Annotated in this window: 13 protein-coding genes; 5 read left to right on the top strand and 8 right to left on the bottom strand. The window is 70.2% G+C overall.

Annotated features, from left to right (window positions below):
- Positions 1 to 67: 67 nt before the first annotated feature.
- Positions 68 to 1,270 (top strand): cytochrome P450, encoded by a 1,203-nt coding sequence (locus OG609_RS02245; protein ID WP_327271186.1) that lies wholly within the window; start codon positions 68 to 70, stop codon positions 1,268 to 1,270.
- A gap of 85 nt (positions 1,271 to 1,355) precedes the next feature.
- On the opposite strand, the gene OG609_RS02240 is transcribed toward OG609_RS02245, so the two are convergent.
- Positions 1,356 to 2,645: a cytochrome P450 gene (locus OG609_RS02240; protein ID WP_442817930.1), complete on the bottom strand. Its 1,290-nt coding sequence runs from the start codon at positions 2,643 to 2,645 to the stop codon at positions 1,356 to 1,358.
- Between the two features lie 705 nt (positions 2,646 to 3,350).
- Here OG609_RS02240 and OG609_RS02235 point away from each other — a divergent pair.
- The gene (locus OG609_RS02235; protein ID WP_327277914.1) at positions 3,351 to 4,589 is read left to right on the top strand and encodes a DUF4032 domain-containing protein; all 1,239 of its coding nucleotides are present in this window, start codon (positions 3,351 to 3,353) and stop codon (positions 4,587 to 4,589) included.
- A gap of 260 nt (positions 4,590 to 4,849) precedes the next feature.
- Positions 4,850 to 7,555, top strand: a complete 2,706-nt coding sequence (locus OG609_RS02230; RefSeq protein WP_327271184.1) for a SpoIIE family protein phosphatase — start codon at positions 4,850 to 4,852, stop codon at positions 7,553 to 7,555.
- Positions 7,556 to 7,708: 153 nt separating this feature from the next.
- On the opposite strand, the gene OG609_RS02225 is transcribed toward OG609_RS02230, so the two are convergent.
- Positions 7,709 to 8,329, bottom strand: a complete 621-nt coding sequence (locus tag OG609_RS02225) for a TetR/AcrR family transcriptional regulator (RefSeq protein ID WP_327271183.1) — start codon at positions 8,327 to 8,329, stop codon at positions 7,709 to 7,711.
- Positions 8,330 to 8,782: 453 nt separating this feature from the next.
- Here OG609_RS02225 and OG609_RS02220 point away from each other — a divergent pair, with 453 nt between their 5' ends.
- Both OG609_RS02220 and OG609_RS02215 read left to right on the top strand, forming a co-directional pair.
- Entirely contained in the window at positions 8,783 to 9,979 is a 1,197-nt protein-coding gene (locus tag OG609_RS02220; protein WP_327271182.1) for a cytochrome P450, read from the top strand.
- Positions 9,980 to 10,010: 31 nt separating this feature from the next.
- Positions 10,011 to 10,199 carry a ferredoxin gene (locus OG609_RS02215; RefSeq protein WP_093897037.1) on the top strand — a complete coding sequence of 63 codons (189 nt, stop codon included), beginning with the start codon at positions 10,011 to 10,013 and terminating at the stop codon, positions 10,197 to 10,199.
- Here OG609_RS02215 and OG609_RS02210 read toward each other — a convergent pair.
- The 6 genes from OG609_RS02210 to OG609_RS02185 form a co-directional block, all read right to left on the bottom strand.
- Complete coding sequence (locus OG609_RS02210; protein ID WP_442817929.1) at positions 10,186 to 10,578, bottom strand: hypothetical protein; 393 nt, start codon at positions 10,576 to 10,578, stop codon at positions 10,186 to 10,188. The genes OG609_RS02215 and OG609_RS02210 overlap by 14 nt on opposite strands.
- The gene (locus tag OG609_RS02205) at positions 10,575 to 11,861 is read right to left on the bottom strand and encodes an MFS transporter (protein ID WP_327271181.1); all 1,287 of its coding nucleotides are present in this window, start codon (positions 11,859 to 11,861) and stop codon (positions 10,575 to 10,577) included. The genes OG609_RS02210 and OG609_RS02205 overlap by 4 nt, the downstream gene beginning before the upstream one ends.
- Positions 11,862 to 11,950: 89 nt before the next feature.
- Positions 11,951 to 12,157, bottom strand: a complete 207-nt coding sequence (locus OG609_RS02200) for an MbtH family protein (protein ID WP_327271180.1) — start codon at positions 12,155 to 12,157, stop codon at positions 11,951 to 11,953.
- Between the two features lie 88 nt (positions 12,158 to 12,245).
- Positions 12,246 to 13,742, bottom strand: a complete 1,497-nt coding sequence (locus OG609_RS02195; protein ID WP_327271179.1) for an amino acid adenylation domain-containing protein — start codon at positions 13,740 to 13,742, stop codon at positions 12,246 to 12,248.
- The gene (locus OG609_RS02190) at positions 13,739 to 17,107 is read right to left on the bottom strand and encodes a non-ribosomal peptide synthetase (protein WP_327271178.1); all 3,369 of its coding nucleotides are present in this window, start codon (positions 17,105 to 17,107) and stop codon (positions 13,739 to 13,741) included. Before OG609_RS02190 ends, OG609_RS02195 begins: the two co-directional genes overlap by 4 nt.
- The gene (locus OG609_RS02185; protein WP_327271177.1) at positions 17,100 to 18,899 is read right to left on the bottom strand and encodes a carbamoyltransferase family protein; all 1,800 of its coding nucleotides are present in this window, start codon (positions 18,897 to 18,899) and stop codon (positions 17,100 to 17,102) included. Before OG609_RS02185 ends, OG609_RS02190 begins: the two co-directional genes overlap by 8 nt.
- Between the last annotated feature and the right edge of the window lie 19 nt (positions 18,900 to 18,918).

Below are 18,918 nucleotides of genomic sequence, written 5' to 3'. Positions count from 1 at the left end.
CGAACCCCGTTTCAGCCGGCCCGCCCGGCCGCAGCCCCTCCCGTACCCGTGCAAGCCAGGAGGTCCCGTGCCCCGCTCCGACGACACCCACGCGATTGCCGGCCCGCCGTCGCTCCCTCTGCACCGTCTGAGGTTCGACCCGGCCGGGCCGCCCAGGCCCATTGCGTTACCCGATGGCACTCAGGCCTGGCTGGTGAGCCGGTACGCCGACGTACGCATGGTTCTGACCGACAACCGATTCGGACGCGCACAGCTCCACGCACCGGACGCCCCGACCTTGTCGGGCGAATCCGGTCTGGTGGGCAGCCTCGACCTGATGTTCAACCAGGACGGCGAGGACCATCTGCGTCTGCGCCGCACCCTGCGGCGTGCGTTCACGCCGAGGGCCGTCGCCCGCTGGCGGCCCTGGATCACATCGATCGTGGAGCAGCGCCTGGACGAACTCGCCGACAGCACACCTCCGGTGGATCTGGTGGCCCGTTTCACCCTTCCGCTCCCGGTCGAGGTGATCAGCCGACTGATGGGTCTCGACGCCCCGGCACGGGAACGGCTGCGCCACTGGAGCCAGTACGCCTTCTCCGACGGCTCCCACCCCAAGGAGGAGATGGAGTCGGCGCTGGCGGAGTTCGCCGCTTTCGGAAGCGCGCTGCTGGCCGAGCGGCGAAGCGCTCCGGGCGACGATCTGACCAGCGTGCTCGTCCGGGCGGCCGATGACGAGGGCGGTATCCCGGAGGGGCAACTGGTCGACCTCGTGTGCGGGCTGGTGGTGGGCGGACACGACAGCACGATGACGATGCTCGGCAACTCCCTGCTCTACCTGCTCGGCGAACGGCCGGAAAGCTGGCGGCGTCTCGGTGCGGACGAACAGGCCGCCGGGGTGGTGGCCGAGCGGCTGCTGCACCTGGTTCCGCTCGGCGACGACCGGGGGACCGCGCGCCACGCCGCCGCGGATACGGAGGTCGGCGGCGTGACCATCCCGGCGGGCTCGGTGGTTCTCGCCGACTGCGGCATGGCCAACCGTGACCCCGATGTGTTCCCGCCCCGGCAGTTCGCCGACCTGTTCGCACCCTTGGAGGCCCCCACTCTGTCGTTCGGCGCCGGCCCGCACTACTGCCTGGGTGCCTGGCTGGCCCGGCTCGAACTCCAACTGTCCCTGCACCGGCTCGCCGCCCGCTTCCCCGGCCTTCGGCTGGCGCGGCCCGCCGACGCAGTGGAGTGGCGTCGCGGCACCACATCCCGCAGTCCTCAGCGGATCACAGTGACCTGGTAGGAGGGCATCCGCAGCGTCGGCCGGGGAAGACGGCCCGTGTACGGCCCGCTGTCGCTGTGCAGGTGCGCTGAGGGTGGGCGCCCGCTCAGCGCAGGTGCACCGGCAGCGATTCGATGCCGTAGACGATCGACAGCTTGCGGAAGGCCAGGTCCTGGGGCGGGACAGCGAGGCGCATCCGGGGAAACCGCCGCGCCAGGGCTGGGTAGGCGGAACGTAGTTCCATGCGTGCCAGTTCGGCGCCGATGCAGCGGTGGATTCCGTAGCCGAAGGCGAGATGCCCTGAGGTGTCGCGGTGCGGGTCGAAGCGTCCGTCGTCCATGACGTACGACGCATCACGGTTGGCGCTGCTCAGTGAGCAGAGCACCATGTCGCCCCGGGGAATGAGCACCCCGGCTATCTCTATGTCCTCGCGTGCGAACCGTGGGAAGGCGAGCTGCACCGCGGAGAGGTAGCGCAGCACCTCCTCGACGAACGGCGCGGCCATTGCGTCGTCCGTCCGTATTCGCTCGAAGACGTCCGTGTTCCGAAGCAACACGAGGGAGCCGAGGGCGATCGTGCTGGCGGTCGTCTCGAACCCGCCGGTGAGCACGCCGTCGGCGAGGCCCGCGAGTTCCTCGTCGTCGACGCTGTCGCCGTGCTCCTTCACGATCATGCCGAGCAGTCCGTCGCCCGGTTCCTCGCGCTGCATCTTGACCACATTCCTGAAGTACGCCAGAGACTCCGACATGGCGCCGAAGGGTGCGGTCGTCCCACCGAAGAGGTCGAAGCGGTCCATGGCCAGCTTCTGGAAGTCCTGGCGGTCCTCGTAGGGAATGCCGAGCAGCTCACAGATCGTGAGGGAGGGGATCGGCAGCGCGAACTCCTGCACCAGGTCGACCGGGCCCTGACGGGCTTCCATCGCGTCGAGGTGCTCCTCGACGATGGCATCGATCCTGGGGGTGAGGCGACGCAGCCGGCGCATCGTGAATTCCGGGGTCAGAATGCGGCGCAGCCGGGTGTGCACGGGAGGATCACTGAACCCGAGCCCGCCGGGGCTCTGCTCCGCTGCGACTCCGGCGTTCGTGGCGAGGTGGGCGAAATCGGTGCTGAACCCGTCGGCCGATCCGAGGACGGCTTTCGACTCCTCGTAGCCGGTGACCACCCAGGCGTCCATTCCGAACGGCAGCGAGACCTTGGACACCGGCGCCTTCGCCCGGAGCCCGGCCAGCTTGTCCACCGGGTCCAGGCCATCCCTGCGCAGCAGCATCAGCAGGTCTTCGGGCAGCAGCCTGATCGTGGAAGAACCGATCCCGTACTTCTGGATCCTGGACAGGTAGGTGCGCCCGAACCGGGCGGTGATACGAGAACGGAACGTCGTCCTCAACGTGCACTCCATTAGTCGTCGCGCTGTCCGCACACACGGTGCGGACATGAGAAGGCTTTGCAGTAGGCATGGACACGGACATTGGCCGACGCCAACACGGTTTTCGCCGAGAGACGTTGTGTCGCAGGGCAGGAACCGGAAGAGCGCTGGTAGCACACGGTAGCTGAGCGGACGGAGTGGGCAGTCGGCATGTCTTCGAAGCCAGGACCGGCCGACCGCCGCTGCATCTGCTGCGGGCGTCCAGTGCGGCGCGCCCTCCCGGTAGTCGGCGCGGACCGGCGGATCGGCATGTCAAGATCGGCGCGACTACGACCCATCAGGCGTTTGCCGACGTGGTACGGCGGTCCGGAGAGCTGGTCGACAATCAGACGTGCGCCGACCCGTCCGCAAGTGCGGTGGTACAACTCCGCCGCATGCGACGCCTACCTGCACACCGCCCGACGGACCACCAGCCTGCCCGAGCAACGCTATCTGCTCGACCGCGCCCGACCTTCGCCCAGGCCGCTGCAGCCCTGACGCGGCAACCTGAGACCAAGACGGCCCGGCTGCGAAGAGCCGGGCCGTAACGGAACTCGAGGACGCCCGACCCGTCGCGAGCACTGGGCAATCCGTCGGCCCGGCGGGCACCTGCAGGCCAAGAGGCCCAGGCTTGCCACGGTGCTCGCGACCGGCTACGTCACACTGGTGTTCCCGTCACCGTACGAGCGAGGCGACCCGATGGCTTTGCAGTTCAGCGCCACCAACCCCGAACACCCCGCCTTCCTTCTCGAACTGCCCTGGCACCTGCCGCTCGAAGAGTGGCCGGAGAAGCATCTGGTGACGCTGCCGCGCGGCATCTCCCGCCACGTCGTGCGCTATGCCCGAGCGGGGGGCGATGTGGTGGCGGTCAAGGAGCTCGCCGAGCGACCGGCGGTGCGCGAGTACGAGCTGCTGCGTACCCTTGCCCGGCTCGGGATACCCGCGGTTGACCCACTCGCGGTGGTTACCGGGCGCACCGGCAGCGACGGGGAACCGCTGGAGCCGGTGCTGATCACCCGTCACCTCAACGGGTCCCTGCCCTATCGCTCGATGTTCGAGACGACAATGCGCCCGACCACGGTGCACCGGCTCATGGACGCACTCGCCGTACTGCTGGTCCGGCTGCACCTGGCGGGGTTCGCCTGGGGCGACTGCTCTCTGTCCAACACACTCTTCCGCCGGGACGCCGGTGCCTACGCCGCCTACCTCGTAGATGCGGAGACCGGCGATGTGCACAGCCGGCTCAGCACAGGGCAGCGTGAATACGACATCGATCTGGCCCGGGTGAACATCAGCGGAGAGATGCTCGACCTGGAGGCCGCGGGTGCGCTTCATCCCTCGGTGGATCCGATTGCGTTCGGCGCGGAGATCTGCCAGCGGTACGAGGAGCTTTGGAAGGAGCTGACCCGCACTTCGGTCTATCCGGCAGGCAAGTATCACTACATCGAACGTCGCGTGCGCAGGCTCAATGATCTCGGCTTCGACGTCGCCGAGATGCAGATCGCCAACTCCTCGAACGGCGATACGATCACTTTCGTCCCCAAGGTTGTCGACGCAGGCCATCATCAGCGTCAGCTGCTGCGCCTGACCGGAATCGATGCCGAGGAGAACCAGGCCCGGCGACTCCTCAACGACCTCGAGAGCTGGATGGCGACACAGGAGGACCATGCGCCGGGCGACCCGCTCGGTGCCCGTGCGGAGGTGCTTGCCCACCGCTGGGTCCGCGAGGTGTTCAGGCCCACGGTGCGTGCGGTTCCGCGGGATCTCCGGAGCTCCATGGACCCGGCCGAGCTCTATCACGAGCTGTTGGAACACCGCTGGTACATGTCCGAGCGGGCACAGCAGGACGTCGGTCTGGAGGCGGCCGTGGCGGACTTCAGCACCACTGTTCTTCCCGAGCGGGACACCGAAGCGCCGGCAACGGGCGATTCTCCGTAACCCGCGTGAGTCCGTCCACCGGGCGCGAGGTGCACGCCCTCGGCCGTCCGGTGTAGGCGTCACACACCTCGGGTGTCGCCGCGCGCCAAGGGCGTCAACCAGTGTCGGCCGGGGCGCTGGGGCCCGCGAGGGCCGGAATCGGGCGGGCCTTGTACCCTGGCCGACTCGCTCCGGGCCGGCTCGCTCCACCTTGCCCGACGGGCCTCGCACGCTGCGCCGGACTGCTCGCCCAGCGTGTGCGCAGGGTGTACAAAGAAGGCATGACCGGACGGTACGGCCGCCGACGCTCGGTTCTCAAGATGCGAACCGTCGCAGGTCAGTTCTTTCTCCTGCAGGTGGCGATCGTCGTGCTGCTCGTGGCCGCAGCCGTCGCCGCGCTCGTGTCGCAGTCCCGGGCCGACAGCGAAAGAGAAGCCCGCGGCCGTTCGGTCGCTGTCGCCGAGGCCTTTGCCGGTTCACCGGGCATCGAGGCAGCGCTGACGAGCCCGAACCCGACCGCGGTGCTGCAGCCGTTGGCCGAGCGGGCCCGGAAACTCTCAGGGGTCGACTTCATCGTCGTGATGAACCGGGCCGGAATCCGCTACACCCACCCCCTGCCCGACCGGATCGGGAAGAAATTCGTCGGCAATCTTCAGCCCGCGCTGAACGGCGGCATCGTCGTCGAGAGAGTCACCGGGACCATCGGCCCCCTCGTACAGGCAGTGGTGCCCGTCATCGGACGTGACGGCACCGTCGTAGGTCTGGTGTCCGCCGGAATCACCCTCAAGCGTGTGGGCGGCGTCGTCGAGCAGCAGTTTCCCCTCCTGTTCGGGTCGGCTGCGGGGATCCTGCTGCTCAGCACGGCCGGGACGGCGGCGGTGAGCAGACGGCTGCGTCGCCAGACCCACGGCCTCGGTCCCACCGAGATGACGCGGATGTACGAGCATCACGACGCCGTTCTGCACGCGGTGCGGGAGGGCGTGCTCATCATCGACGGCGACGGCCGGCTGCTGCTCGCCAATGACGAGGCCCGTCGGCTGCTCGGCCTGCCGGCGGACGTGGAGGGGCGTGTGCCGGCCGAGCTGGGGCTGGATCCTGTCACCACGGAGTTGCTGGCCTCGGGGAGGACCGTGACCGACGAGGTGGTTCCGGTCGGCGAACGCCTGCTCGCTGTCAACCAGCGGTCGACCGACCGGGACGGCGGCCCGCCCGGCAGCGTGACGACACTGCGTGACACCACCGAGCTCCGGGCACTCACCGGTAGGGCCGATGTGGCACGGCGGCGGCTGAATCTGCTGTACGAGGCCGGCACAGAGATCGGCACCACCCTCGACGTGGTGCGTACGTGCGAGGAGCTGGCGGAGTTCGTGAGGGCCCACTTCGCCGACTTCGCCACCGTCGATGTGGCGGAGGCCGTACTGCGCGGCGAGGAGCCGACGGCCGTGGGCATGGATGCCGAGTGGCGTCGGACCGCGTTCAGCGGCATCCGGGAGGACACGCCGCTCCACCCTGTCGGCTCGGTGATCCGCTTTCTGCCGACCACGCCCCTGGGGGCCGGTCTGCGCAGGGGGGAGGCGGTCCTCGATGCGGATCTGGCGGCCTTCTCAGGGTGGCAGCAGCAGGACCCCGCACGGGCGCGGCAGCTCGTCGAGCACGGATTCCACTCGGTGATCGCGATTCCGCTGCGCGCCCGCGGTGCCATCCTGGGCGTGGCCCTGTTCTGGCGTTCGGCGAAGTCCGAGCCGTTCGAGGACGAGGACCTGTCCGTCGCCGAGGAACTGGTCGCCCGGGCCGCGGTGAACATCGACAATGCCCGCCGCTACACACGCGAGCACAACATGGCGGTGACCCTGCAGCGCAGCCTGCTGCCGCGCGGCGTCCCGGAACAGAGCGCCATCGACGTCGCCTACCGGTACCTGCCGGCACAGGCCGGAACGGGTGGGCTGGGCGGTGTCGGCGGGGACTGGTTCGACGTCATCCCGCTGCCCGGCGCCCGAGTCGCGCTCGTGGTGGGCGATGTCGTCGGCCACGGACTGCACGCCGCGGCGACCATGGGGCGCCTGCGCACGGCGATCCACAACTTCTCCGCCCTGGACCTGCCGCCCGACGAACTCCTGTGGCACCTGGACGAACTGGTCGCCCAGATCGACCAGGACGAGGCAGTCGACAGCGCCGACCTGGGAGTCACCGGCGCCACTTGCCTCTATGCGATCTACGATCCGGTGTCCGGGCGCTGCACCATGGCGCGGGCCGGCCACCTCAAGCCGGTGATCGTCGACCCGGAGGGCACCTCGGAATTCGCCGATGTGCCGGGCGGCCCACCGCTGGGGCTCGGTGGCCTGCCCTTCGAGACCCTCGAAGCGCTGCTGCCCGAGAACAGCCGCCTCGTGCTCTATACGAACGGACTCGTCGAGGACCGGCACCGGGACATCGACGAAGGGCTGGCACTCCTGCGCCGGACCGTCGCCGAGAACGCCGACCGGACACCCGAGGAGACCTGCGAGGCGGTCCTGCGCACCCTCGTGCCCGAGCGTGCCCGCGACGACATCGCGCTTCTCGTCGGCCGTACACGCAGGCTGGATGCCGCGGACGTGGTCCAGCTGCACGTACCCTCCGACCCTTCGGCGGTGTCCCAAGTACGGGCCGAGGTGTCCCGCAAGCTGGCCGAGTGGGATCTGGTGGAGGAGGCGTTCACCACAGAGCTGATCCTCAGCGAACTGGTCACCAACGCCATTCGCTACGCCACAGGCCCCATCGGTGTACGACTGCTCCGTGACCGCTCCCTGATCTGCGAGGTCTCGGACCACAGCAGCACCTCGCCTCATCTGCGGCAGGCGGCCACCACGGACGAGGGAGGCCGGGGGCTGTTCCTCGTCGCTCAGTTCGCCGACCGATGGGGGACTCGCTACACGGACCGCGGCAAGGTCATCTGGACGGAACAGGCGCTGCGGGCCGCCCCGCCGCCGAGCAGCCCATCGGCTCCGTGACGCGGCCCCGGCCGCGATGCTTCTCTCGCCGGACCCGGGTCGGCGCCGTGACGTCCGGCCTTCCGGTGCTCGAGTGTTCTCGCCGATCTACGAAGCACGTGGCGTCCGCACCCGCCTTGATCCGCCATCCGCTGCCGGTCGGGGACGGCGCCGTCAGCCGGTGGTGGCCGAGGGGGCGCCTGCGCAGCGCAGTGACATCGCTATCAGCTCGGCCACCAGATGATCGGCCGCGTCGCCGGTGGGAGCGGACAACGGGTCCACCAACACCTCTCCGATCGCGCCGGTCAGTGCGGCGGCCGTGACCTCGGGATCCTGTTGGGGGAACAATCCGGCGGCGACGCCCTCGCGAACCACATCGGTGAACACCGCGCGATAGCGGCGCCGGAATTCCGAACGGGCCTCGCCCAGCGAGGGCTCGGCCGGGGCCGCGAGCAGGGCGTAGGCCAGTCCCGGGTGTTGCAGGGCGCGGCGGGCGAAGACGCGGACTCCGCACGCGAGTCGTTCCGCCGCGTCGCCGCTGCCGTCCCGGAGTACTTCTCCGAGCACCTCGACCTCGCGTGCCGAGGCGCGCCGGAAGACTTCCACGGCCAGGGCACCCTTCGAGGGGAAGTGCTGGTAGACGGACCCGACCGACATTCCGGCAGCGGCGGCGACTGCGGTGACGGAGGCATTCGCCCAGCCCACGTCGGCGACGACGGACGTGGCGCACTGGATGAGGCGGTCCCTTGCGGCGGCGAGCCGGTCCTGCACTGCGGGGGTTTTGCGGTAGGCCATGAAAGAAGTGGACCATTGTTCGGATCTTCCTGTCACCCTCCTTGCCGCCTCGCCAAGGTGACCAAGCCAGTTCTGCGGGCCGACCTGGCACGCTCCTGAGCATGTGCGCAGCGCGCACCGGTGCCGTGGGGCGGCAAATCTCGGCGGGAGCCTGTGGCCGCCATGCCCGGATTCCCGGTCGCCCCTGTCGGCGTCGTGGTACGCGGCACCCTCGCCGCCCCGGTCTTCCGGAGCAGCCGCCGGAGCAGCCGCCGGAGCAGCCGCCGGGGCTGCCGTTCCGCGCGGCCGTGTCCGCCGGTGGCTCGCGGGGCGGGACGCAGGTCGCGGCGTTACGCTTCCGAGGGGCCGCACACCCGGCGAGTTGGCCGAACACTGCGTAGACTAGATAGGTGACTGAGGCATCTAGTGGGGGAGACCGGTAGGAACCCCTACGTCCTCATTGCGAGGCCCGCCATGGCAGACACCGAGACCGTCTCCTTCCCGCAGGACCGCACCTGCCCGTACCACCCGCCGGCGGAGTACCGGCCACAGAACGACGGGCAGAAGCCGCTGTCTCCCGCCAGACTCTTCGACGGCCGCCGGGTGTGGCTGGTGACCGGGCATGCCGAGGCGCGTGCGCTGCTGGTCGACCGGCGGCTGTCGGCCGACCGGGAGAACCCCGCGTTCCCGGTGTTCACCGAGCGGGTGGCCCGGAGCACCAGACGGCGTATCGAACTGATCGGCGTCGACGACCCCGAGCACAACGCGCAGCGCCGGATGCTGATCCCGAGCTTCTCCGTGAAGCGGACCGCCGCATTGCGGCCGAAGATCCAGGAGACCGTGGACCGGCTGCTGGACGCCATGATCGAGCAGGGCCCGCCCACCGATCTGGTGAGCGCCTTCGCGCTGCCCGTTCCTTCAATGGTGATCTGTGCGCTTCTCGGTGTTCCGTACGCCGACCACGACTTCTTCGAGTCCCAGTCGCGCAGGTTGCTGCGCGGTCCCGGGGCTGCGGATATCGAGGCCGCGCGGGCGGCGCTCGACGAGTACTTCCGGTCGCTGATCGAACGCAAGCGGTCCGACCCGGGCGAGGGATTGCTCGACGAGCTCATCACCCAGCAGCTCGACACCGGGGCCATCAGTCGCGACGAACTGGTCCAGCTGGCAGAGATCCTGCTGGTAGCGGGACACGAGACGACCGCGAACATGATCTCGCTGGGTACGTTCACTCTTCTTCAGTATCCGGACCAGCTGGACCGGTTGCGCACGTCCGAGGATCTGATGCCCGCCGCGGTCGAGGAGTTGCTGCGATTCCTGTCCATTGCCGACGGCATCTCACGGGTGGCGACGGAGGACATCGAGGTGGGTGGGGTGACCATCCGAGCCGGTGACGGCGTCGTACTGTCCACTTCGGTGATCAACCGGGACGAAGCCGCGTACCCGGCGCCGGATGAACTGGACCTCGGCCGGGAATCGCGCGGCCATGTCGCCTTCGGCTTCGGGGTCCATCAGTGCCTCGGCCAGAATCTCGCGCGGGCCGAGCTGGAGATCGCACTGCGCACCCTCTTCGACCGACTGCCGGAGCTGAGGCTGGCGGCCCCCGTCGACGAGATCCCGTTCAAGCCCGGCGACACGATCCAGGGCATGCTCGAACTGCCTGTGGCGTGGTGACCGGACCCCTCCTGGAAAGGATGCAGTGGTGATGCGGATCAGTATCGACAGGGATGTGTGCATCGGTGCCGGCCAGTGCGCGCTGACCGCGCCGAAGGTCTTCACACAGGACGACGACGGCTTCAGCGAACTGTTGCCGGGTCACGAGGAGGACGTGGATGACCCGATGGTCAAGGAAGCGGCCCGCGTCTGCCCGGTGCAGGCGATCACGGTGGAGTAGGGGAGCGGCGGAGCAGCCCGGCTACGACTGCTGAAGCCGGTCCGTGCAGTGCGTTGGGGCGGTCGGCGTCCGCGGGCGCGGTCAGGGCGTCTTTGGTGACCCTGGCGGACATGCGCGCCCGGTCGTCGGTGACCACACGGCGGCCGTCGGGGCGTGCGGCCGGAGTGATCCGGCCGAGCTCGTCCAGCGGGAAGACGTCGGGGCCCGCGATGTTCCGGATGCCCTGAAACGGCGTTTCGCCGCGGCCCCCACGACAGCCGCGGCGACGTCGGAAGCAGCGATCGGCTGCAAGGGTCCGTCCCGTACGCCCGTCGTCGTGGGAGCCTTCCACACCGCGCTCGGTGCGGCTCGTTCTGCGGGCCCGGGCGGCGGGACTCACCCCACCCGCGGTTCGCCCGCGGGTGCGGCGCTGCCCTGCTCACGCGCGGAGGCCGCGCCCCGTGCGGGCCCCTCGTCGGCCGGGGCGTCCGCCACCGACGGCACCACCTGCGGAGCGGGAATCGAGCGGACCAGGAGACTGACCGCGCACGCCACCGTGGTCACTGTCATCACCAGGTACATGACCCGGTAGTCCAGCACCCCGATCAGCGCCGCGCCCGCCGTGAGCGACAGGGTCTGCGCTCCGTCCTTCGCGGTGTTGACCGCGGCGTTGACGCGACCCTGCATCCGGGCCGGTGCGTACAGGTGCACCGCCGCGCCCAGCACCACGGCCACGAACGGCAGGCCCGCACCGATGAGTGTCGTCCCGACGAGGAAGAGCGCCACATCGCGTGAGACGCACAGCAGCAGCCCCAGGGCGACGAGCCCGTAGCCGACGCAGCTGGTACCGACGTCACCCAGACGCCGTATCACTGTCCCGGAGATCAGACCGCCGAGCGCTGAACCGGCGCCTTGGATGGACGCCATGACTCCGACGAACGCCGCCGGGCGGCCCAGACCGTGATCGACGGCGGCGAACGCCGCGGTCTCCAGCATGCCGATGCCGCCGAGGAAGACGACCATCGCCAGCGTCAACCGGAACAGCAGCGGTGTGCCGCGCAGATGCCGCAGGCCGGCGGCGAGGGAGGTGCCGAAGGACTCCTCGACGGGGTCCGGTTCCGACTCGATCACCTTGACCGAACCGATCAGCAGCGCGGCCGCGCTCAGTGTGAGCGCCCCCAGCACAGCCAGCGCGACGCCGCCGAAGGCCACGTACACCCCTGCTCCGGCCACCGGGGAAGCGATGCGCACGCCCTCCCTGGTGGCGATGAGGAGCGACCTGGCCTGGACGGCGTCGGACGACGGCAGCAGGTCCTTCAGCAGCGCCTGGCGGGCGGGGGTGGAGACCAGCACCCCGTAGGCGAGGGCGACCACATAGATGATCCACAACTGGCCGGAGCCCCGGACGGCCAGCAGCGACAGCACGAGAACCGCCATGCCGCCGTACATCCTGACCAGCAGCGGCTTGCGATGCACCCGGTCCACGAGGTGCCCCAGCAAGGGCGCGGACAGGCCCGGCACGGTGAGTGCCAGCATGACCAGACCGGCGGCGGCGTTCGAGCCGGTGAGGTCCTTCGCCCAGATGGCGAGTGACAGAAACATGGCGCTGTCCCCGAAGCTGGAGACCGCCTCGCCGGCGAACATCCGACGGAACTGCGCATTGCGGCGAAGAAGCGCCCACACGGCTGACCTCCACTGCTGGCTGGGGATACGGCGGGGGAAGGCACCCGTGCGACGATGGGTTCCCTCCCCGGCCCTCGGTCGATGAGCTCTCAGTTCTCGTCCATGGCCACCCGCAGGCTCCTGGGGCGCATGTCCGTCCAGACCGTGTCTATGTGGGCCAGGCACTCCTCGCGCCCGCCGCTGAAGTCCGTGCGGTGCCAGCCGGCCGGGAGCGGCCGCCCTTCGGCCCAGAGGCTGTACTGCTCCTCATCGTTGTGGACCACGCTGTACCGGGTGCCGGTCGTCTGCTCGCTCATGAGTCCGCTGCCTTTCGTGACTGACGGTTGAATCGACTGGAAGGATCTGTTCGGGCGCACGACCGGTGACGGAGTGCGTGTGCCTGGCTCAGGGACGTCTCAGACGCTCCTCGACGATCCGCCGCACCCCGTTGCGGTCGGTCTTCCCCGAGGCGTTGCGCGGCAGTTCGTCGAAGAACAACAGGCGTCCCGGCCGCATGTGGACGGGCAGGTCCCGCCGCAGGCGTTCGCGCAGCGCGGCCGCGGCGGCCCCCGGGCCGACGGGTTCGCCGTCCTCGGCCCGGCACACCACGGCGAGATGCAACTCGGCCCGCCCACGCAGCGCCTCGGTGAGCAGGGCGACCGCCTGCGAGACGCCTGGGGTGCGCTCGGCGACCGACTCGATCTCGCCCAGCTCGACACGGTGTCCCCGGATCTTCACCTGGTCGTCGATCCGCCCGTGGAAGAAGTACTGTCCGTCGGCACCGATCCGCACCATGTCGCCGGTCAGATAGGCACGGGAGCCGTCGGGACCGGTGGTGAAGGACCGGGCGGTGAGGCCGGGCTCACCGACGTAGCCGCGCGCCACGCCGACCCCGTAGAGGCAGAGTTCACCGACCTCACCCTCGGGAACGGGCTGCCGCGACCCGTCCAGCACCTGGGCGCGCAGACCGGTGATCGGTACGCCTATCGGCAACGGGTCCCGATAGGGGGGACGGACCTCGGTGCACAGGCCGCAGACGGTCGTCTCGGTGGGGCCGTACCCGTTCCACAAGGTACCGACGACCCCGTCCAACTCCTCGGCCAGCGCGGCGGGCAGCGCCTCCCCGGCGCTGACCAGGTGGGTGAAGGCCCGCTCACCGGCCAGAAAGGGAAGCAGCAGCCGCAGCTGACTGGGTGTGGCGTACGCGGCGCCGGGCTCCTGGGTGAGCAGCCATTTCGCGAAGAACTCCGGGTTGCGCGCACACCGCGACGGAGCGACGGCGATCGTGCCGCCGCTCGTCAGCGGCACCAGCATCTCCGGCACGGACATGTCGAAGACGATGCTGCTGTGCGCGAGCATCCGGTCGCCCGGCCCCAGCCCCATGGCGCCGGAGAAGTGGTCCAGCATGGTGAGCAGCCCGGTGTGCTCGATCTCCACCCCCTTGGGGAGCCCGGTCGAGCCCGAGGTGAACAGGATGTACGCGGCAGGCTCGCCCGCGTCCGGCGGGCCGGCGGTCCCGGTCGCCCGCTCGGAGATCTCGTCGGCGACGGCGGCGCGGACGACGCCGTCGGCGTACGGAAAGGGAACGGCCGCCTCGCAGCCCGCCTGTCGGACCTGATGGCGGCGGCGTTCGGCCGGCGCGGCCGGATCGAGCGGCACCGCCACCGCCTCCAGCAGCCAGGTCGCCAGCAGGGCGACCACGTAGTCGGCGCCGTACCCGCACTCGACGGTGACCCGCGTACCGGGGCGCACCCCGTCAGTCGACAGCCTGGCCGCACGGGCACGCGCGGCGGACTCCAGTGCCGCGTAGGTCAGTTCGCCGCTCTCGTCGACGATCGCCACGGCGTCCGGCTGGACCTGCGCCCAGTGAAGGAAGCGGCCCAGAGAGGGAGCGGCGCTCACAGCTCGCCTCCCGTCAGCTCCTGCCGTACGAGGGTGGTGAGCCCGCGCAGGGTGGGGTTCTCGAAGAAGTCGACCAGATCGATCGTGACGTCCAGCTCCTCGCCGAGGAGGGCCAGCAGCCGCATGGCCTTGATGGAATGTCCGCCCGCGTTCAGGAAGTTGTCCTGCGGCCGGACGCTCCCGGTGCCGAGCACCTCCTGCCAGAGCGCAGTGACCGTGCCGTCGACCGTGCCGTCGACCGTGCCGTCGACCGGGTCGCCGTCCTGCGACGGATCGGCGGACTCTGCCGGAGTGCAGCCACCTGCCCCGGCCCCGGCCGACGCCGACAGGAGTGCCTCGCGGTCCGCTTTTCCATTGGCGGTGACGGGGATGCGGTCGACGACGATCACCGTCGGCAGCATGTACTGCGGCAGTTCGCTGCGCAGTCCGTCCCCGAGCACGGTGACGTCCAGGGCCGCCTGAGGTCCATCCCCGGGGGTGTCCGGTGTCACGAAGGCGGTGATCTCGATGCCGTCGTCCGTCGGACGTGCGTGCACGACGGCGTCGGCCACCCCGTTCTGCCTCCGTACCGCTGCCTCGATCTCGGCGAGTTCGACGCGGTGGCCGCGCACCTTCACCTGGTCGTCGAGCCGCCCCACGTACTCGTACCGCTCACCGGGCAGGACCCGCACCTGGTCGCCCGTGCGGTAGAGCCGCTGCCCGGGACGCCCGGCGAACGGGTCGGGGACGAAGGCTGCGGCGGTCTGCGCGGGGGCGTCGAGGTAGCCGTGGGCGAGCCCCTCGCCGCCGACGTACAGCTCTCCGGTTCCGCCGGCCCCGACCCGCTGCCCGGATGCGTCGAGCACGTACGCCGTGCTGCGCGGGAGCGGGCGGCCGAGGGGGACCACGCCCTTGGCGAGATCCTCGGCGGTCACCTCATGGGTGGTGCTGAATGTGGTGTTCTCGGTGGGGCCGTAGCCGTTCACCACTGTGGCGGGCGGGCCGGCCGCGAACAGCTTCCCCAACCTGCGAGCATCGTGCTTCTCACCGCCGAAGAGCAGCACCCGCAGATCCCGGAAGGCGTCCGGCGCGAAGTCCACCACCTGGTTGAGGAGCGTCACGGTGAGGAACATGACGGAGATGCCCTCGTCGGTGACGAAGGAACGCATCCGCCGCGGTGACAGCAGGACGTCCCGGTCCGCGACGACGAGGGTGCCGCCGCCGGCCAGCGCTCCCCAGATCTCCAGCGTCGCCGCGTCGAAGGCGGGATTGGACACATGCGCGACCCGGTCGGCGGGGCCGAACGCCACGAAGTCCGCGTCCGGCACCAGCCGCACGACGGCACGGTGCGGCACCACCACCGCCTTGGGACGGCCGGTCGAGCCCGAGGTGCAGATCACGTAGGCGACATCGGCGCCGGTCACCGCCGCCGGGGCCACCGGGGCCTCGTCGGTGACGAGCAGCTTCTCCAGCAGGTGCGCGGGCACCACCTCCGCGAGCAGTTCGGCCGCCGCGTCGTCCATGACGACGGCCGCCGTCGCCGCGGTCCGCACGATGTGCCGGGTGCGCTCGGCCGGCTGAGCGACGTCCACCGGCAGGTAGGCGGCGCCCGCGTACAGGATGCCGAGGCATGTGGTGACCGACGCGATGCCGCGCTCCATGGGCACGGCCACCACCGCGCCGCGGCCGATCCCGGCCGTCCGGAGCCCGGCGGCCAGCACGCTCGCCCGCCGGTCCAGCTCCCCGTACGTCAGCGTCGTCCGCCCGTGTCGCACCGCCACCGCGCCGGGGTGCTCCACGGCCCGGCGGTGCACCCTCTCGTGGATCGGTACGAACCCGTCGAGCGCGTCCGTACCGCACTCCGTCAGAGGGGCGTCCGGCTGTGCGAAGGCGTCGCCGATGGCCGCCACCATGCGTCGGTGCAGGGCGGCCGCCGCCTCGTCGGTGAACAGGTTCGTGGAGTACTCCAGTTCACAGACCGTTCCGCGACCGGTCCGCGTGACCAGCCACAGCACCTCGTACTTTGCGGTGCCCGTGCCGATCTGCTCACGCTCGGCGCTGTGGCCGTCCCACCGCAGCCCGCACCGTGTGGTGTCCATGTAGGTGAGGGCGGTCTGAGCCAGCGGGGCCCGCGAACGGTCGGCGCCGGACCACACCTCCTCGACGAGCGTCTGGAACGGCACCTGCTGATGGGCCAGGGCACCGGTCACCACACGACGTACCAACCGCACCACATCACGGGCCGTGGCCCCGGGCCGGACGGTGAACCGCAGCGGCAGCGTGTCGACGAACATGCCGACCTCGCCCGCCTGGGCGGGACCCCGGGACGAGGCCGGCACGGCGAGCACCAGATCCCGGTCGCCCGTCACCGCTATCAGGCCGGTCACATAGGCGGCCACCCACGCCATGAACGGACTGAGCCGTTCCTCCTCGGCCGACGACAGGATCGTCGACACCTGCTGGTCCGTGAGCGGGATGCGATGGGCGGCGCCTTTGACACCGGGCCGCGCCGGACGGGCCAGATCGTGCGGCAGGGACAGCGCCCCGGGGCAGCCGGCGAGCATCGTCCGCCAGTGGTCCAGCGCCGCTGCGGCATCCCGGGGCCGTACGGAAACGGCCTGCCGGCCGGCGGACTCCCATTCCGTGCCCTCTGAATCCGAGCCGTCCTCGTAGAGTTGCTGGAGCTGTGTTTCGAGGAGGTCCAGCGAGGCCCCGTCACACACCAAGTGGTGCACGGTCAGGACCAGTTCACTGCCGGCGTCGCCCCGGTCCACGAGGAGGGCCCGCAACAGCGGAGGCCGGCCCAGGTCGAACGGTGTGCGCACCTCGGTGTCGACGAGTTCGCGCACACTCTCGTCCGACACGCCCTGCGCGTCCACCCACCGGCAGGCCACGGAGACCTTCCGCGCGGTCAGTGAGAGCGCGGGCTTCACGAAGCCGCGCCGCAGCGCCTCGTGCCGGGCCGCCAGCTTGTCGAGCGCGGCGCGCAGCCTGATGACGTCGAGACCGCCGGGGAAGCGGTAGCGGACGGCGAGATGGTAGACGGCGCTCCCCGGGTGGAGCTGTTCGGCGGTCCACAGCCGTTCCTCGGCGGCGGTCAGCTCCCTCGTCTCCGGCCCTCCCTCATCGGGGCCTCCGCTCAACGCCGCCGACAGTGCGCCGAATTCCGGGTATTCGTAGAGGATATCCAGTTCGAGTTCCTGGCCGGTGAGTTCGCGCAGCGAGATCGCCACCTCCACGGAGAGGACGGAGTCGCCGCCCTCGTCGAAGAAGTTGCAGTCGTCGCGGACGTCGTCCAGACCGAGGGCATCGCGCCAGATCGCGGCGGCGGCCTCACGGAGCTCCGCCACGGAACGTGCCCCGCCGAGGGCGGGCCGCTCACTCATCGGTCGCACCTGCGGTCCCGGCGGTCGACGGCTGGTCACGGGTCACCAGCCAGTCGCCGATCGCCAGCGCGTCCAGCGTCGAGCGGGCGTACGTGGCGACCGCGACGTCCGGCGTCCGCACGATCGGCTGGCCGCGCAGATTGAACGAGGTGTTGACCACCATCGGGATGCCCCGGTCGTCACCGACCCGGCGGATCAGGCGCCAGAACCTCGGGGCGCTCTCCCGGTCGACGGTCTGCACGCGGGCAGAGCCGTCGACATGTGTGATCGACGGCAGCTTGTCGCGGTACTCGGGCCGCACCTGTGCCACGAAAAGCATGTGACGGTACATCGACTCCTGCCCCGGCTCGATCTCGAAGTAGGTGGTCGCCTCCTCCGCCAGGACGGCCGGCGCGAACGGCCGGAACTCCTCACGCTGCTTCACGACGGTGTTCAGATGGGCACGCATGCCGGGCGATGCCGGGTCCGCGAGGATGCTCCGGTTGCCCAGCGCACGCGGGCCGAACTCCATCCGCCCCTGGAACCAGGAGACGACCTTCCCCGCGCCGATCAGCGACGACACCTCGGCCAGCAGCTGGTCCTCGGACAGCTTCCGTACGGTGAATCCGTCACCCAGTCCACGCAGCTGCGCCTCGATGTCCGCGTCGTCGAACTCCTCGCCCCAGTACGGCATCGTCATCGGGGCCGGTGGCGCCGGTACGTGCTGCTGGAGCTGCCACAGCGCCGCGCCGAGGGCCGTACCGTCGTCCCCCGACGCCGGCTGCACGAACACCCGGTCGTACAGACCGCTGCGGGCGATCACACCGTTGGCCGTGCAGTTCAGCGCGACACCACCCGCCATGCACAGATTGCGGGAGCCGCCCGCGGCATCGGCCGTCTCGCGCAGGACATACAGCAGGCTCTCCTCCAGCTTGCGCTGGACGGTCGCCGCGACATCCATGTGCCGCTGGTCGAGCGGTGCCTCCGGATGCCGGGCCGGACCGAACAGCTCCTCCAGCCGTCGGATGGCCCCCCGGTGCGTCTCGCGCTCCGTCGGCGACTTGTCGTGCGCCAGGACGGGGGCCAGCAGCCGTCCGCCCGGAGCCCTGCGCACCAGCTCGTCGGCCACATTCGCGTACCGGCTCGCGTCCCCATAGGGCGCCAGACCCATCACCTTGTACTCGTCCATCCCCGGCAGGAACCCCAGGTACTGGGTGACGACGCTGTAGAGGATGCCCAGCGACGCGGATATGGAGTAGCTGCGCACACCGTGCAACGCGTCACCGCTGCCCCGCAGGACCGACGTGGACTCGGCCTCGCCCATGCCGTCGGCCACCAGAACCGTCGCGTCGGGGAACCCGCTCAGGTAGTAGCTGCTGGCGGCATGGGCGACATGGTGGCCAACCCGGACGAACTTGCGCTCCCAGTCCTGGTCCGGATAGTGCGCGCGCAACACCTCGTACTGCACGTCCTCGCTGTACACCTCCCGGTACCAGCGCCGGGCGAACTCGTCGCGCTCGAACGCGACGGACGGCTCGTACCGGAAGCCGTGCGCGACGAAGTCGACGTCGTCCAGGGTCACTCCGGCCATCCGCAGGCACGCCTCGACCGCGTCGACGGGGAACGTGCCCGTACCCTTCACCCCGTCGTGTCGTTCCTGCGCAGAGGCGGCGATCACGCCCTGCTCCCCGACCAGGGCCGCGGCCGAGTCGAGGCCCTGCACCACACGCTGTTCCCGCCGGTCCAGACCGGGCAGCATGTTCTTCTTGACGGACAACGATCGGTCGAGTCCGCTGACACCGAGCACCAGCACGTCGAGTTCCTTTCGAAAG

Origin of the sequence: Streptomyces sp. NBC_01224 (genome assembly GCF_036002945.1) — a bacterium.
Taxonomy (GTDB): domain Bacteria; phylum Actinomycetota; class Actinomycetes; order Streptomycetales; family Streptomycetaceae; genus Streptomyces.
This window is presented reverse-complemented; position numbering and strand designations above follow the sequence as displayed.